The organism is Chitinophaga jiangningensis, from assembly GCF_900142605.1.
Taxonomy (GTDB): Bacteria; Bacteroidota; Bacteroidia; order Chitinophagales; family Chitinophagaceae; genus Chitinophaga; species Chitinophaga jiangningensis.
On record NZ_FRBL01000003.1, the window covers coordinates 413,255 to 429,037 of the forward strand.

Here is a 15,783-nt window from a genome sequence, read left to right on the forward strand (position 1 = left end):
CTATTGTTTTACAAATATCAAAATAATTTTAAATGATTTTGAAAAATCATAAAACATAGGCTTAAATGCCCACTGCGGCGTATATACAAGACAGTGATTACTACTCAGTTAGTGGCTCTTCATCGCCGGATTGCTGGCGTGCGTACAACTCTGCATAATAGCCATTCAATGACAATAATTCTTCATGCGTTCCTGCTTCGGCGATGCGTCCTTCATCCATCACAATGATTTTATCGAACTCAAACAACGCGAAAATGCGGTGCGTGATAATGATGGCAGTTTTATCTTTCAGATAGGCGTACAGGTTACCTATAATTTCTTTTTCAGTACGGGCATCCACCGCGGAAAGGCAGTCGTCGAAAATAAGCAGCTGCGGGTTTTTAATCAGCGCACGCGCAATTGAAATGCGTTGCTTCTGACCACCGCTCAGGGTTACTCCCCGCTCTCCTATCGCCGTTTCGAATCCTTCATTAAAGCCAAGGATGTCTTTTTCCACAGATGCCTGTCGCGCCGCCTGCTGCACCTTTGCCAGGTCCGCTACCGGGTCGCCAAAGCGGATATTATTCGCCACCGTATCGGAAAACAGGAACACATCCTGCGGCACATAGCTGATCTGACTGCGCAGGTTTTCCAGCGGAATCTGGCGGATATCGGCACCTCCCATCAGGATTTTACCCTGCTGCGGATCGTACATCCTGATGAGCAGCTGTGCCAGCGTGCTCTTACCGGAGCCGGTACGGCCAATCACGGCTATTTTTTCTCCTGGTTTTATGTGGAGATTGAAATCTTTTATGGCAGTAATACCCGTGTGCGGGTACGTAAATGTCACGGCATCGAGCCTTACTTCTCCGTTGATCGCCACAGGCTTTGCCCCTGCTGTATCCGTTATGTCCGGTTTAATCTGTAAGAATTCGTTTATGCGTTGCTGTGAGGCCGCGGCACGCTGTATCATGGAAGCTACCATCCCAATGGAGAAAAATGGAAACATCAGCATGTTTACATATATCACAAACTCCGCCAGGTTACCGACAGTAATGTTACCGGCTATCACCTGCAGCCCGCCTATGAAAATTGTGAGAATCACACTAAGGCCAATCATCAGCGCCATCGCAGGCTGGAACAAGGCATCCGTTTTAGCCAGACTAATAGAACTCTGTTTATACGCTTCACTCGCTTCCTCAAAATGTTTGGTGCTCGCCTCTTCCTGCACGTAGGATTTGATCACCCTGATACCGGAATACGACTCTTGCGCAATACTGGTAATGCCGGACAACTGCGCTTGTATGCGTTCACTTTTTTTATGGATTATCCGGTTTACGTAGTAAATGGTAATGGCCAGAAAAGGCAGTGGCGACAAGGTATACAGCGTTAACAAGGGATTTACGTCTATCATCAGGTAAATGATGATCACGATCAGAAATAAAGTACGGGATGCATACATAATGGCCGGCCCTACGTACATACGTACACGTGATACATCCTCGGTAATGCGGCTCATCAGATCACCGGTACGGTGCATCTTGAAAAAGTTAAGATCCAGCCGCTGATAATGCTGATAGATTTCATTTTTGAGTCCATACTCAATATGGCGACTCATCACAATAAGTGTTTGCCTTTGCAAAAACAGGAAGAAACCGCTCAGCAACGCGAATATCAATATGCTAACACCATAAAAAGCCAGGATCTGTGAAAAGCTGCCCTTAAATATGCCGCTCAACGGTGTATTTTCCAGCAACCGGTATTCATCCAGGTTATGCGACAACAAATCGAAGATCTGTCGTACCATGATGGGTTGGAATACGCTAAATACAATGGAAATTGCTGTAAACAGCAACCCCAGGATTAACCTCCATTTGTTTTGGATAAAGTATTTGTTCAGTGCCGCTAAGTGTTTCAAAAGCCTATCTGTTTGGTAGCAAAAATAGGACATTATGGGATATGGCGTGCGGGGAAATGATGGGTGGGTTATCACATGCGGTAATACGCCTGTTTTATTGCGATTTGATGTCCATTTAATCAGCGAAGTAGAGACGCCTCGCAGGCGTCTATTCGGGTAAATCTACGCTATAATTAATTCATTGGTAAGTTGAGTACCAGATAGATTAATGATAAGATTGTGTTTTGATAGACGCCTGCGAGGCGTCTCTACACCAATAAAAAAGCCGCCCCTTTTACGGAGCGGCTCTCAATTATGTTTTATAAGGATTTTAAGCTTTCAGCCTGTTCAGCTCCGCTACTATCCTTGCTTCGGCATCTACCGGCGTCACATCTTCCTTTACAAAAGTGCGACCAGTGATTTTTTCGAACAGCTCGATATAACGCTCGCTCACGCTGCTTACAAACTCGTCGGTCATTTCAGGAACGGTTTGACCGTCTTTACCCTGGAAACCATTTGCCATCAGCCATTCGCGAACGAATTCTTTACTGAGCTGACGTTGTGGTTTGCCCGCCTGTTGATTTTCCTCGTAGCCTTCTGCATAGAAGTAACGGGAAGAATCCGGGGTGTGGATCTCATCAATCACCACGATCTGGTCACCGTGTTTACCGAACTCATATTTGGTGTCCACCAGGATCAGCCCACGTTTAGCGGCCAGCTCCTTACCTTTCTGAAACAAGGCCAGCGTATATTTTTCCAGTTGCTCGTAGTCTTCCCTGCTTACCAAACCTCTCGAAATGATTTCTTCACGGGAGATGTCCTCATCGTGACCTTCATGGGCTTTGGTGGTAGGTGTGATAATCGGCGTAGGGAAGTAATCATTTTCTTTCAGTCCTTCCGGCATGGTAACACCGCAAAGTATCCGTTCACCTGATTTGTAAGTTCTCCAGGCATGACCGGTGAGGTTACCACGCACCACCATCTCTACCGGAAAAGTTTCGCATTTCAACCCAATGGTAACATTAGGCAGCGGAGTCGATTTCACCCAGTTAGGCACAATGTCTTTAGTGGCTTCCAGCATGATAGCAGCTACCTGGTTCAGCACCTGGCCCTTGTAAGGAATAGGCCTTGGCAGCACTACGTCAAATGCAGAGATACGATCGCTAACAACCATTACCATGAGTTGGTCCTCAATGGTATAAACATCACGTACTTTCCCTTTGTAGAAAGCGGTTTGACCTGGCAGGTTGAATCTTGGCTCTAACATGAATAAATTTTATAATAAATGAAGATTAAAACACTTTTCAGCGCTGCAAAAGTATGCAGGAATCGCATGTGTTGTTGCATTCCGATAATAAATTTTCTGGTTACCCGGCGGAAACGCCCGATGCGTAAGGCCTTAGCAGACCTATGATCGTTTCGTTTTCCGGATACGGCGTGAGGTATTCGCGTATAGCCGTAGGGTTAGTATGCTCCAAATGCCCGGGGAAATAACCCATCCCATAAAACTTACCCTTCTCCATCATGATGCAGCTTCGTTCTCCCGGCGTCAGTCCTTTGTCGTATATCGTTACGGAAGGCTGCTGATCCTGGAGGTAAACGATGGCTGCTGCCACCCGGTTATTATATTCCTCCGGGCTTTCATCCTTGCGGCAAGCGCCATTACACGTACCGGCAGTGATACCTGCGCAGGTACCATCTCCCTTTTGCAAAAAACATAATTTGGGACACAGCTGAAATTCCCTGATCAGGGCCCGTAAAATCCGGTGCCCATCCACCAGCAAATTGAAACTATGTACAGGATGGGAATGTTTCCTTCGCTTTTCAATCACAATCCGCATGTACCCCAACTGGTCCTCAAACAGGTATAAACCATACCGGTATTCGATCCGTTTTTGGGCGGCGTTAAATGCCGGCCAGAGTCGCTTGATCTCCACCGACTCGAGAATGCCCGCCATCAGCTCTGTAGCCGTAGGCTGACAGGTGATCCGGTGAATGGTACGCAGAAAATTCTGCCGCTGCCGCCCCGGATTGTTCCCTGTAAAGTGGCTGTTTACCCGTTTCTTCAGGTCCTTAGCTTTTCCTACATATACCACCTTATCCTTCTGGTCATGAAAATAGTATACGCCTGGTACACTTGGCAAGTCTTTCACCTGCTCCGGTGGGAGGTTTGGAGGCAGAAACTGTTCTTTGGAACCACCTTTCAATGCACCGGAAATAGCATTGGCCTTGTCCTGCGCCAATAGCATGGCAAACAGCTTCATGGTAGCCTCCGCATCGCCGGCAGCGCGGTGACGACCGTTTATCGGAATCTGAAAATGCCGGCAGATATTACCCAGGCTATAGGATTGCAATCCGGGAAAAATCTTACGCCCCAGCCGCACCGTACAAAGCTTACGGGTATCCAGCTCAAAACCGGCGGCCTTCAGGTGATGTTGCACAAACGAATAATCGAAATTCACATTATGTGCAACAAAAATATTGTCTTTAAGGAGACTGTGCACCAGCGGTGCCACGGCTTCAAATGGCGGGGCATCGGCCACCATCTCATTGGTAATGCCGGTCAAACTGCTGATGTAATGAGGAATGGGAATGCCAGGGTTTACAAGGGTATCATACTGCTGCACCAGCCCGCTGCCATCATATACAAAAATGGCTATTTCCGTAATCCCGTTGGCACTGGCATGGCCGCCAGTAGTTTCTATATCTACAATTGCATACATCCTGAAACAAAGATATTGCTTTTAGGATAATCCTGCTTCCTTCCTCCGGAGAAATGAGAGTCGCCACAATGCCAGCGATACATAAAACACCCAGAGCAGGAGCAGGTGTACGACCGACACCATATTATCTCCCAAACCAGCCCCGGACTGCACAATGGCAATATAGATTTTCAGAAACGGCGTGGTGGGCAGTAAGGACGACAACAACTGCATTCCCCTGGGAAGCGAGTCATACGGCCAGGCAAGCCCGCTGAGCAGAAAGAATGGATAGGTAGAAAACACCATCAGCTGGGCCGTGAGCAGCTGCCCTTTAAATAAGGTGCCCAGGGTAAAGCCCATCGGGATTAACGTCAATATAAATAAAACAAATGCAATCGATACATCCAGCGGATGGCCCCTGAAAGGGATGTCAAGCGTGCGGTAATTAACCGTCATGAAGAAGGCAGCGTATCCGCAGAAAAGGATAAAGTAAAAGAGCGATTTCCCCCAGAGCGCGGTCGACAGACTATTCCCCGCCATTCCTATCACCTGCCCCAGGTGTTTCCGTTGCCGGTCGAGCGCCACACTCTCCGCCAGCCCTATCAGCAGCGTTTGTTGCAGGATCAGCGCCAGCAGCCCCGGCAGCAGGAATCCCCCGTAACTGGAACGAGTGTTGTACACCGGCCGGTAATCAAAATTCACGGGCATGGTTTCCCGCATGGCAATCTCATTGTTATTTCCCTGCATCTGGTTATATTTCAGTCGCACCCCCGCTCCTACGGCCATACCAATATTGGTAATGCCCATTGCCAGCTCACTGGAAGGCAGGAATCGTGCCCCGTTCACCACCAGCACTACGTCCGCCTGTTTTAAGCCCAGCAGGTTTTTCTCCATACCTTTGGGCAGGAACAAAAAGCCCTGCGTATCGCCATAGTACATGCTCTTTTGCGCGTCCTCCATGTTGGCGGCCCTTACCAGCTTCGTGATCTGGAGGTTGCCCACCTGTTCCACAAATGTGCGGGAAAGGTCGGTATTATCTTCGTCCACCACACCCAGCAGCACCTGCTCTTCCACTTTGTACTGGTAAATACTTCCGTAGAAAAACGCATAGATCAGCGGCGCCAGCAGCAGGGTCAGCGTAAGACTATGATCCGAGGCGATCAGCTTCAGTTCCCGGAGAAACACACGTCCTATGTGAGAGAAAAAATCAGGCATGTTGTACAGCAAGTTTATTCAGCCTGCGCTGAAACACGATAATAGCCACCGGAAACGTCAGCACTATAAAAATCAGCAGGTGCCCCATCTCTTTATAACAATACAGTAAAGGCAGCTTCATAAAATACACTTTGAACAACGAATCCAGGAATGGCGTAAACGGCATTAGCTGCGCGTAATACTGATCAAACCAGGGCATGCCCCAGCGGGGAAAAGTAAAGCCGCTGAATACGAAGGCCGGCGAAGTATAGAACAGGCCTATATCACAGGCCAGCATTACATCATTGAATATGGACGATACCAGCATCCCCACCCCAATACAGGCAATGGCCAGCAGGGTATACATCACAAACAAAGGCCAGTTAGTGGCTAACAAGCCATTGGCAAAAATGGGAAACATGATGCACGTTACGAGCAGGTAGTTTACCCAGGCTACTGATAAATGTGCGAGTGACTTTCCCATAATCACCACCGACGCGGAACCACCGGCCTGCTCTCGCAACTCCTCCATGGTGCCTGTATTTCTCTCATAATTCAACGTGAGAATAGCTACCATGATAATCATCATCTGTAAGGCTACCGCAATCAATCCGGGCACCAGGTAAGCCTGATAGTCGTACCGCGGGTTGTACAGCACCCAGGAATGCAGGTTCACGGGCAATACGAGCGACATCGCCTGCCCCGACGGCATCCCTTTTTTTACGAACTTCTGCAGGATCACACCCGAACCGGCGGTAATAATCACCTGCGCCGCATCCTTGTAAATAAGCTTGGAGGTCACCAGCGACGCGGCATTAGCATAAAGTGTAACAGTTGTAGGATGCCGGCTTTTGATATCATTATCCATTCCTGGTGGAAAATGTATGGCGGCCAGGATTTCTCCTTTCTTCATCAGCGATTCTATCTCTGCATAACTATTTACCTGCCTGGTGAAATGAATCGATTCTGTTTCCTCCAGCATAAAGGTAAACTGTCGCGACAAGGGTGAATGCGATTCATCCCAAACCGCCACGGGAAGGTCCTGAGCGAACTTATTATTATAGATCAGCGCGTAAATAGTACAGATAATCACCGGCACTACCAGCAGCACCACATAGTGAACCGGCAGTGTGAGAATCCGCTTCCATTCACGGATAAAAATTTTATATACAGCTAAGATCATGGCAGGTTCATACTTGCGGTCATTCCTGGTCTCAAACCATTGATGGCAGCTTCATTAACGGGTTTAAAATCGACGGTAAATGTCCGCAGTTCAAAATCTCCCTTGGCTTTCACCGGTACCCAGTTGGCAAAAGTGAGCGAGGGCGACACCTCATGCACCTTTGCATCAAATTTCTCCGGCTCACAGCCCGGCACCGTCATTTTCACGACTGTGCCCAGTTTGAGTTTGTTCATCTGATCCTGGCGGATGTTGAAGCGCATGTGATAGGTTTCCGGCTTTTGCAAAGTAATCAGCGGATAGCCGATGGACACTATTTCTCCTTCAGAGATCACCATGGAAGATATGATACCGTCAGATGGCGCATGGATATACGTATTATCAGAGAGTGCTTTGGTGAGTTCATAGCCTTCACGGGCCTGGGTAAGAATGGCCGCTGCAGCCTGGATCAGCTCCGGCCGGCGTCCCTGTTCCAGCATTTCCACATTCAGTTTGGCAGTTTCCATTTCCTTTTTGGACGCCTGGAGTTTGAAATACACCAGGTCTTTCTCCTGGCCGGAAATCACTTCATCACTAAACAGGTTTTCCATGCGCTTATAGGTTTTCTGCATCAGCTCATACTGGTCCTGTGTGATCTTATATAGATTATTGGCAGCCTGGATCACCTCCGGTCGGGCGCCTTTCTGTAGCAGCGTAAGCTGGGCCTGAGCTGCGTCAATGGCGGCCAGTGCCTGATTACGGATGGCATTTATTTCTGTGGAACGCAATACGCCAAGCAGTTGCCCTTTGCGGACGGTATCGCCCTGTTTAACCAACAGGCTATCCAATCTGCCGGGAAACTCCGCGGCCACATCCACGTAGTCGGCATCTACCATCCCGATCACTGAATCGTCAGCGGCAGTGGGCTTCTTCACGAAGAAGAACAAAGCGATGATAATAATGATAATGGGAACAAGTAAGGCCCAATAATTTTTAAGAAAGTTCCTCATCTGTATGCGTTTATTTCGTTCCGTCAATGTAAGCGGCAAACTCCTCGGGAGTGCCCAGTACGTTCCAGTATTCGGCCATAGCCAGGTAGTATCCCAATACGGCAGTATAATAGATCTTCTCCATCTCCTCTTCCATCAGGAGTGCATCATTCACATCCTTTACGGAAGAGAGTTGATTTTCCATGCGGTCGGTGATCAGGACAGTGGTGAGTCGCGCCTGTTGCCGCGCACTATCGAGCGAGGCTACTTCATTTTGGAGCGACTGCATTTTGTTTTTGGCCACTGCCAGCCGCAGCTCCAGATTAGTTTTAGTATTTTCAGCCGCCAGTTTTGCTTCCTCTACCAGTTGTTCACTGGCGCGGGTGCGCTTCACGCGGGAAAAGCCGTCGAAAATATTCCATTGGAGTTCCACCCCTACCATCCAGGGTGGAATGGTAACGGGCAGGTCTTTCTGGTATACGTTCACGTTACCAATGGCAAAAATATTGGGGAGGGACAGCGAGCGGGTTGCCTTTACCGCTACTTTGGCCTGGTCGGTGGCGTTGGCCACCAGCCTGTAGGTGGCGTTATTATCCAGTTGCACCTCCGCTGGCGCATCACTGCTGGCGATGTCGTAGCGATTGTATTCCAGCGTGTCGTTGATGACCAGTGGCGTATTGAGCGGCTGCCCCAGCAGCTTATTAAGCTCGAGGATAGCGTTTTGTTTGTCCAGCTGCAGGTTGGCGTAACGATTGGCGGCCTGCGTGTAGGATACATTCGCCCAGTTTAGTAAGTAAGGCGGAAGTATCTGGTTCTTTTTCAAAGACGCCGCGTAGGCTTTATTTTTCTCAAACGCTTTCAGTATGATGGCCTCATGTGAGAGGATGGTGTTAAGATAGAGGATGCGCAGGTATTGGGCGCTGATGCCAAAAGTTAGTTCCTTTTCTACCAGCTGCTGATTGAATTCGCCTGCCTTTACGTTGGTGCGTGCCAGTTCCTGTGCGGAGGCTATTTTTCCGCCCATGTAAATGGGTTGCCTTACAAACACGCCAGCGGTAAAGTAGGATTGCTTGGCCAGTGCCGGGTTATAATCCGGGTAGGCCGTGTTCAGGATGCTTTTGGTGGTGGTGGAGATTTTATCTTTTACTGCCTGTGGGAGGTCCTGGCCGGTGATCTGGTGAAATACTTCATTGGCGGTATTCACGGCCTGTGCGGACGACCCGTCGACCACCCCGTTTTTCACCTGCTGCAGATTTATTTCCAGTGGCTTAACGAGGTAGTTGTAGCCTGCGAGCACGTCCACCTTAGGGAAATAAGCGCGGTTATTTGCCTGCAGGGAATACTCCCTGGCTTTGAGCGAGTGTTGCGCCTGCTGCACCACGATGTTGCCCTGCCTGGCGATGCGGTAACAATCTTTTAATGAGAGCTCCTTCCCGGCATCCTGGGCATAAGCTGGAACAGCAAGTATAATCGGAATGATGATAGCTGGGAATTGTTTCATACGATATGCATTTCTGAGCAACGCCACCATTTTTGGGTTCATCCGACAGATAAACAATTAATTATGCATAATGTTTGTGTTATTTGAAAAAAAATGATGATTAATTAATCTGTTTTCCCTTACCTCCGAATTTCTTAACTTAGTAAAGCACAATTTGTACATCATTTTCAATATTTAGTGCATTTGCATCCGTCCGGCAATTAATGACCTTTGTGTTGTTTATATGAACAAACAAATTGCGGACTTGTTATGCTTTGAGAGCAACACCGTCCCATTACAGGTCATAATATTTCATCATTATAAAACCATTCACTTATGGCAAAAACAACTTGGGTAGCAGATGCTGACCACAGCGAGCTTGGCTTCAAGATCAGACACCTGATGATTACCAACATCAATGGTAAATTCGACAACTTCACAGTGGAGGCCGAAACGGAAGAAGAGGATTTCATGAATGCCAAAGTAACTGCCACCGTGGATATTGACTCTGTAAATACCGGCAACGCACAGCGCGATGGTCACCTTCGCAGCCCTGATTTCTTTGATGTAGACAAATACCGCAATATTGTATTTAAGGCTACCAAAGCAGAAAGCGTGGATAACGACGGCTCCTATACACTGTATGGCGACCTTACCATACGCGATGTCACTAAGCCCATTAAGTTAGATGTGGAATTCGGCGGGGTGGTAAAAGATCCCTGGGGCAATACCAAAGCAGGTTTTACGGTGCATGGCAAAATTAACCGTAAAGACTTCGGATTAAACTGGAACGCAGTCACTGAAGCCGGCGGGGTGATGGTGAGTGATGAAGTAAAGATCCACTGCGAAGTACAGATGCTGAAAAGATCATAAAAAATATTACGCGGTCCCGCCATGCTGCGGGACTTTTTCATTCATAAACACATTACCATGAGCGCAATAAAGGGCATACATCACGTAACAGCGATAGCAGGACGGGCCAAAAAGAACTTTGATTTTTATACAAGGGTAATGGGATTACGATTTGTAAAGAAAACCGTCAATTTCGATGACCCTAATACCTATCATTTTTATTATGGAGATGAAAAAGGTGACCCGGGTACAATTCTCACGTTCTTTCCGTGGGAAGACATCGCAACGGGCCGCAGAGGTACGCACATGGCCACTGAGATCGGGTATTCTGTGCCGGAAGGCAGCCTGGATTTCTGGCTGAAACGATTCGAGAAAGAAAACATAATATATAATAAACCCTCTTCCAAATTTGGAGAGGTATACCTCACCTTCTTAGATCCGGATGGACTCAAAATTGAGCTGACGGTACCCGAGCAGTCGGACGACCGCAAGCCATGGGAGACAGCGGAGATCAAAGAAAACAATGCCACCAGGGGCTTTCATCATGTAACGCTTACCCTGGACGATATTCAGCCTACGGCCGATTTACTTGTATCCGTATTTGGCTGGGAACTGAAAAAGAACCATACCAACCGCTATCGCTTTGCCGGCCCGGAAGGCCAGCAGGGCGGGTTTATCGACCTGGTGGAAGCCAAAGGTGAAATGCGGGGACATGTGGCAGGCGGCAGTGTACACCACGTAGCCTTCCGCGTGCCTGATGAAGCGACGCAGGAAAAATTAAGAACAGAACTGGAAAACAGGGGGCTGCACCTCACCACGGTGCTGGATAGAAAATACTTCAAATCCGTTTACTTCCGTGAGCCGGGCGGCGTGTTGTTTGAACTGGCTACTGATGCACCGGGTTTCACGGTAGACGAACCACTCAACGAGCTGGGCACCCACCTGATGCTGCCACCACAATATGAAGCACAGCGGGAAGAGATTATAAAAAAATTAGTAAAGCTGGATTAACGATGGACTTTAAACCCCTGCAATATATCTGGGAACCGGCTGTCAACGGTAACGGTTATACGCTGTTGCTGCTCCATGGCACCGGTGGTGATGAAACGGATTTACTGCCGCTGGCAGCCGAACTGGGCAAGGGTTACCATGTACTCAGTGTACGCGGTAACGTTAGTGAACATGGCATGCCGCGGTTTTTCCGTCGACTCTCCATGGGTGTATTTGACGAAAAGGATGTACATTTCCGTACGCATGAGCTGGTACACTTTTTAAAGGAGCTGTCGCTCGAAAAAGGTTTTGACGTGGACAAGCTAATCCCCGTGGGTTATTCCAACGGCGCCAATATCGCGGGAGCCATATTGATGCTGTACCCGGAGCTGCTGGCAGGCGCGGTATTGTTCCGCCCCATGCAGCCGTTGCAGGGAATTGAAGATCCGTTTGAAACCGAAAAAGCACAGCCTGTATTTATGAGTGGCGGTTTACAGGATGCAACCCTGGAACCCGGAGCTACCGAGAGCTATGCGACATTACTGGAAGCCAACGGCTTTGCGGTAAAATTAGAAATGCTCGACACAGGCCACCAGCTTACCCGGCAGGATGTTACGCTTGCTGCACAGTGGCTGGCCCAATCATTTTAGATTAACGCTGACAAGGAAGCAGCTTATAGATTTATGGAAGAATCAGTGAAAGTTAGTATTGGTCAGAATCCCTACCAGGTGTCCATAGATACCAGAGGTCACCGCTGGCTGGCAGATGAACCCGAGGAAGTTGGCGGCGGCGATACCGCCCCTAAGCCCGGAGAATTATTGCTGAGCAGTCTTGGCGCCTGTACGGCCATTACGGTTACCATGTATGCCAAACGAAAGAAATGGCCGCTGGAAGGCGTGGAAATTGAACTGTTTTTCAATAAGGACAAAAAACCGGATCCTAATACGACCGTTATTGAACGTAATATTGCCTTCCAGGGTAACCTGGATGACGAACAACGGGCAAGACTGCTGCAGATTGCGGACTCCTGCCCTGTTCATAAGGTATTGAGTAATCCTATTGTTATCATCAGCAATCCCGCTTAATAAAACGGACATTCGTATGAAAGACATTACCAAGAAATACACCAACGGCGAGGTGACCATCGTATGGAAGCCCAATGTGTGTATACACTCAGAAGTATGCTTCCATGGTTTGCCGGAGGTATTCAATCCGCATACCAAACCCTGGATCAACGCCGAAGGTGCCACCACTGAACGCATCATCAACCAGGTAAAACAATGCCCATCCGGCGCACTCACCTATTACCTGAACAGTGAGGTGGCAGCCGAAGGCGGCGTTGCACCAGACATTGAAGCCGAAAGCATCGTGGAGCCGCTGCCAAACGGGCCACTGCTTGTATATGGCAACATCGTGGTGAAAGACGCCGATGGCAAGGAAACACGTAAAAACAAAGTGACTGCTTTTTGCCGCTGTGGTGCTTCGTCCAACAAGCCTTACTGCGATGGCACGCACGTAAAAATCAATTTCAGAGATAAACCTGAATCATAATCATATGGAATACGACATCATTCAGAATAAAGAGAAACACCGTTTCGAAACTACCGTTGACGGACACACGGGATTTATTATTTACCAGAATTTTCCCGGCGGCATTGCTTATGTGCATACCGAAGTACCACCTGAGCTGGAAGGTAAAGGAGTGGCTGCCGCACTGGCTAAATATGTACTGGAATATGCCAGGACCAATAGCCTTAAGGTGAAACCGCTGTGCCCTTACGTGTTCGCCTATATGAAAAGGCATCCGGAGTATAATGACTTACTTTAGTACTACATCACCCGCGCCTTCGGCGCGGGTGATGTAGTGGCGTGCGTGCCAGCGGCACGCACGCCACTAAATAAAAGTATAAAACACTACCTATGAGCATCATCCAATTCATACAGCAGCCATGGCATTGGGCCGTAGGCGGCGTTTTCATCGGGCTCACCGTCCCCCTCCTGCTCCTATTGGGCAACAAAACGCTTGGCATCTCTTCCACCCTCCGACAAATATGTGCCGCCTGCTTTCCTGCGGATATTTCCTTTTTTAAGTACGACTGGAAAGCGCAGGCCTGGAACCTGTTTTTTGTGGGTGGCATCCTGATCGGCGGTATACTTGCAGGCTGCTTCCTCGAGGGCAATGCCCCTGTTGAAGTGGCCGCGGCTACGCAGCAGCGGTTACAGGTGTACCACATCACCGACTTCTCCCAACTATTACCCATTGAAATTTTTAACTGGAACAACCTCTTTACGATGAAAGGTCTGATATTTTTTGTGATCGGCGGTTTCCTTGTAGGCTTCGGTACCCGCTATGCCGGCGGCTGTACCTCCGGGCACTCCATTATGGGATTATCCAACCTGCAATGGCCTTCGCTGGTGGCAACCATTTGTTTTATGGCAGGTGGATTCTTTAGCGCCAATGTAATTGTTCCGTGGATTTTTAAACTCCTAAACGCCTAAGCCATGAAAAATATGAAATACTTACTGGCCGGTATTCTCTTTGGAATTGTGCTGGTAAAGGCGCAGGTGATCAGCTGGTTTCGCATCCAGGAAATGTTTCAGCTGACTTCTTTCCATATGTATGGCGTGATTGGTACAGGTGTGGTAGTAGGCATTTTTTCCGTACAGGTGATAAAACGCTTTGGTATCAAAACGTTTGACGGTCAGCCAATAGCTATTCCTTCCAAAAAATTTGATAAAGGTCAGATCTATGGCGGGTTGATTTTCGGGATAGGCTGGGCCATTACAGGTGCCTGCCCGGGGCCATTGTTTGCGCAGATCGGACTTGGCTTCACCGTAGTTGCTGTAACGCTTATCAGCGCTATCGCTGGCACATGGGTGTATGGATTACTGGAGAAGAAACTGCCGCATTAGCATAAAAAATCCCTGGTACTGTACTGGTACCAGGGACAAGCCATTTGAGGTTTTGCAGTTCCAATCAAACAGCACCTATAATTGATCTTGAACTAAACTATTTCAAAGCATCTTTGATTGCTTTTGCAGAATCCTGGTGTGCTTTTAAAGTAGGCAGGGTGTTAGCTGCAAAAGCTTTCAGGTCTGCATCTGCCAGGTCGTTTGACGCGTCTTCGAATTTTTTCACATCTTTATCATGGTCGTCTACCATCATTTTCATGTAATCCTTGTCAAAATCTTTTCCTGATTTTTTCGCCAGCTCGTCAATGTGCTTCTGATCTTCCGGGTTCAGTGAGGCAGGCAGTGTAATGTTTTTGCTGGTAGCAAGATTTTTAAGCTCATCGTTTGCCTTGCTGTGGTCGTTGACCATCATGTTACCAAATTCCTTTACACGCGGATTGGTGGCTTTTTCCTGTGCCAGCTTACCCATGGCCACTTCCAGCAGGCCGCCATTTGCTGCTTCTACGGCAAATTCAGAAGACTTATCATCTACAGGTTTTACCGCCTCATTAATTTCCTGCGCACTGTCTGTTTGCGCTTCCTTGTTACTGGCATTGTTGCCACAGGATTGGATCAGGCCTACAGCCAGGCAAGCGGTCGCTAAAAATATGGTCTTTTTCATAGCCGATTGTTTTGTGTTTATAAAGTGAATTAATAGGTTCAGCTTCTTTTTTTCAAAAACGATACCGTAATTTTTCGCTCATCCTTTAAATTCCTTTACCACATTGCGTTTCAGCAAAGAATGCAATATATTTTCAGGAAGATATAAAGGCTGGATTTGTAGATTTTACTCCCCGGTTCGATGTCCGCACGTAGGTTCCCGTATCAGCGTCTGCCTTCGGCAGACGCTGATACGGGAGGGGCAGGGCTGGACGCCCTGGCCCCTCCCATACGTCATCTGTCACTGATTCTGTTGAAATAAGTTGCTGACAATATAAAAGATCAGCGCACTTCGCCCTGGCCCCTCCCGTTTGAATACGTCATCTGTCACTGATTCTGTTGAAATAAGTTGCTGACAATATAAAGATCAGCGCACTTCGTCCTGGCCCCTCCCGTTTGAATACGTCATCTGTCACTGATTCTGTTGAAATAAGTTGCTGACAATATAAAAGATCAGTGCGCTTCGCCCTGGCCCCTCCCATTTGAATACGTCATCTGTCACTGATTCTGTTGAAATAAGTTGCTGACAATATAAAAGATCAGCGCACTTCGCCCTGGCCCCTCCCGTTTGAATACGTCATCTGTCACTGATTCTGTTGAAATGAGTTGCTGTCAATATAAAGATCAGCGCGCTTCGCCCTGGCCCATTCCGTTTGAATACGTCATCTGTCACTGATTCTGTTGAAATAGGTTGCTGACAATATAAACATCAGCACGCTTCGCCCTGGCCCGTCCCGTTTGAATAGGTCATCCGTCAGGGATTCTGTTGAAATAAGTTGCTGACAACATAAAGATCTGCGCGCTTCGCCCTGGCCCCTCCTGTTTGAATACGTCATCAGTCAGGGATTTTGTTGAAATAAGTTGCTGACAATATAAACATCAGCGCGCTTCGCCCTGGCCCCTCCCGTTTGAATACGTCATCCGTCAGG

Annotated in this window: 16 protein-coding genes; 8 read left to right on the top strand and 8 right to left on the bottom strand. The window is 48.1% G+C overall.

Annotation, left to right across the window (positions count from 1 at the left end):
- Positions 1–100: 100 nt before the first annotated feature.
- The 7 genes from BUB18_RS09045 to BUB18_RS09075 all read right to left on the bottom strand — a co-directional run bounded on the left by BUB18_RS09045 (position 101) and on the right by BUB18_RS09075 (position 9,421).
- Positions 101–1,897, bottom strand: a complete 1,797-nt coding sequence (locus BUB18_RS09045; RefSeq protein WP_073080057.1) for an ABC transporter ATP-binding protein — start codon at positions 1,895–1,897, stop codon at positions 101–103.
- A 310-nt stretch (positions 1,898–2,207) separates the two neighbouring features.
- On the bottom strand, positions 2,208–3,143 hold the full coding sequence (locus tag BUB18_RS09050) for a phosphoribosylaminoimidazolesuccinocarboxamide synthase (protein WP_073080058.1): 936 nt from the start codon (positions 3,141–3,143) through the stop codon (positions 2,208–2,210).
- Between the two features lie 100 nt (positions 3,144–3,243).
- On the bottom strand, positions 3,244–4,599 hold the full coding sequence (locus BUB18_RS09055) for an exonuclease domain-containing protein (RefSeq protein ID WP_073080060.1): 1,356 nt from the start codon (positions 4,597–4,599) through the stop codon (positions 3,244–3,246).
- 21 nt (positions 4,600–4,620) lie between these two features.
- Positions 4,621–5,793, bottom strand: a complete 1,173-nt coding sequence (locus BUB18_RS09060; protein ID WP_073080062.1) for an ABC transporter permease — start codon at positions 5,791–5,793, stop codon at positions 4,621–4,623.
- Positions 5,786–6,955: an ABC transporter permease gene (locus tag BUB18_RS09065; RefSeq protein WP_073080064.1), complete on the bottom strand. Its 1,170-nt coding sequence runs from the start codon at positions 6,953–6,955 to the stop codon at positions 5,786–5,788. The genes BUB18_RS09060 and BUB18_RS09065 overlap by 8 nt, the downstream gene beginning before the upstream one ends.
- Entirely contained in the window at positions 6,952–7,941 is a 990-nt protein-coding gene (locus tag BUB18_RS09070; RefSeq protein ID WP_073080066.1) for an HlyD family secretion protein, read from the bottom strand. Before BUB18_RS09070 ends, BUB18_RS09065 begins: the two co-directional genes overlap by 4 nt.
- Before the next feature lie 10 nt (positions 7,942–7,951).
- Positions 7,952–9,421, bottom strand: a complete 1,470-nt coding sequence (locus BUB18_RS09075; protein ID WP_143159880.1) for a TolC family protein — start codon at positions 9,419–9,421, stop codon at positions 7,952–7,954.
- A gap of 315 nt (positions 9,422–9,736) precedes the next feature.
- On the opposite strand from BUB18_RS09075, the gene BUB18_RS09080 reads away from it, so the two are divergent.
- From BUB18_RS09080 to BUB18_RS09115, 8 genes are all read left to right on the top strand, one after another.
- Positions 9,737–10,273 (top strand): YceI family protein, encoded by a 537-nt coding sequence (locus BUB18_RS09080; RefSeq protein ID WP_073080070.1) that lies wholly within the window; start codon positions 9,737–9,739, stop codon positions 10,271–10,273.
- 57 nt (positions 10,274–10,330) lie between these two features.
- Entirely contained in the window at positions 10,331–11,263 is a 933-nt protein-coding gene (locus BUB18_RS09085; protein WP_073080465.1) for a ring-cleaving dioxygenase, read from the top strand.
- 2 nt (positions 11,264–11,265) lie between these two features.
- A complete protein-coding gene (locus tag BUB18_RS09090; protein WP_073080072.1) occupies positions 11,266–11,892 on the top strand; it encodes an alpha/beta hydrolase in 627 nt (208 codons plus the stop codon).
- A 33-nt stretch (positions 11,893–11,925) separates the two neighbouring features.
- Complete coding sequence (locus BUB18_RS09095; RefSeq protein ID WP_073080073.1) at positions 11,926–12,327, top strand: OsmC family protein; 402 nt, start codon at positions 11,926–11,928, stop codon at positions 12,325–12,327.
- A 16-nt stretch (positions 12,328–12,343) separates the two neighbouring features.
- Entirely contained in the window at positions 12,344–12,793 is a 450-nt protein-coding gene (locus tag BUB18_RS09100; protein ID WP_073080075.1) for a (4Fe-4S)-binding protein, read from the top strand.
- A 4-nt stretch (positions 12,794–12,797) separates the two neighbouring features.
- Entirely contained in the window at positions 12,798–13,070 is a 273-nt protein-coding gene (locus BUB18_RS09105) for a GNAT family N-acetyltransferase (protein ID WP_073080077.1), read from the top strand.
- A 92-nt stretch (positions 13,071–13,162) separates the two neighbouring features.
- Positions 13,163–13,741: a YeeE/YedE family protein gene (locus BUB18_RS09110; protein ID WP_073080078.1), complete on the top strand. Its 579-nt coding sequence runs from the start codon at positions 13,163–13,165 to the stop codon at positions 13,739–13,741.
- A gap of 3 nt (positions 13,742–13,744) precedes the next feature.
- Complete coding sequence (locus BUB18_RS09115) at positions 13,745–14,155, top strand: DUF6691 family protein (protein ID WP_143159881.1); 411 nt, start codon at positions 13,745–13,747, stop codon at positions 14,153–14,155.
- Between the two features lie 97 nt (positions 14,156–14,252).
- Here the strand turns inward: BUB18_RS09115 and BUB18_RS09120 are convergent, their stop codons facing one another.
- Positions 14,253–14,816, bottom strand: a complete 564-nt coding sequence (locus BUB18_RS09120; protein WP_073080079.1) for a DUF4142 domain-containing protein — start codon at positions 14,814–14,816, stop codon at positions 14,253–14,255.
- Positions 14,817–15,783 lie beyond the last annotated feature (967 nt).

What these genes read in the sequence shown, in the direction of transcription:
- BUB18_RS09105 (WP_073080077.1), top strand. Translation starts at nt 12,798, where the DNA reads ATGGAATACGACATCATTCAGAATAAAGAGAAACACCGTTTCGAAACT.
- BUB18_RS09115 (WP_143159881.1), top strand. Translation starts at nt 13,745, where the DNA reads ATGAAAAATATGAAATACTTACTGGCCGGTATTCTCTTTGGAATTGTG.
- BUB18_RS09050 (WP_073080058.1), bottom strand. Translation starts at nt 3,143, where the DNA reads ATGTTAGAGCCAAGATTCAACCTGCCAGGTCAAACCGCTTTCTACAAA.
- BUB18_RS09095 (WP_073080073.1), top strand. Translation starts at nt 11,926, where the DNA reads ATGGAAGAATCAGTGAAAGTTAGTATTGGTCAGAATCCCTACCAGGTG.
- BUB18_RS09090 (WP_073080072.1), top strand. Translation starts at nt 11,266, where the DNA reads ATGGACTTTAAACCCCTGCAATATATCTGGGAACCGGCTGTCAACGGT.
- BUB18_RS09100 (WP_073080075.1), top strand. Translation starts at nt 12,344, where the DNA reads ATGAAAGACATTACCAAGAAATACACCAACGGCGAGGTGACCATCGTA.
- BUB18_RS09060 (WP_073080062.1), bottom strand. Translation starts at nt 5,793, where the DNA reads ATGCCTGATTTTTTCTCTCACATAGGACGTGTGTTTCTCCGGGAACTG.
- BUB18_RS09070 (WP_073080066.1), bottom strand. Translation starts at nt 7,941, where the DNA reads ATGAGGAACTTTCTTAAAAATTATTGGGCCTTACTTGTTCCCATTATC.
- BUB18_RS09110 (WP_073080078.1), top strand. Translation starts at nt 13,163, where the DNA reads ATGAGCATCATCCAATTCATACAGCAGCCATGGCATTGGGCCGTAGGC.
- BUB18_RS09085 (WP_073080465.1), top strand. Translation starts at nt 10,331, where the DNA reads ATGAGCGCAATAAAGGGCATACATCACGTAACAGCGATAGCAGGACGG.
- BUB18_RS09080 (WP_073080070.1), top strand. Translation starts at nt 9,737, where the DNA reads ATGGCAAAAACAACTTGGGTAGCAGATGCTGACCACAGCGAGCTTGGC.
- BUB18_RS09075 (WP_143159880.1), bottom strand. Translation starts at nt 9,421, where the DNA reads ATGAAACAATTCCCAGCTATCATCATTCCGATTATACTTGCTGTTCCA.
- BUB18_RS09065 (WP_073080064.1), bottom strand. Translation starts at nt 6,955, where the DNA reads ATGATCTTAGCTGTATATAAAATTTTTATCCGTGAATGGAAGCGGATT.
- BUB18_RS09055 (WP_073080060.1), bottom strand. Translation starts at nt 4,599, where the DNA reads ATGTATGCAATTGTAGATATAGAAACTACTGGCGGCCATGCCAGTGCC.
- BUB18_RS09120 (WP_073080079.1), bottom strand. Translation starts at nt 14,816, where the DNA reads ATGAAAAAGACCATATTTTTAGCGACCGCTTGCCTGGCTGTAGGCCTG.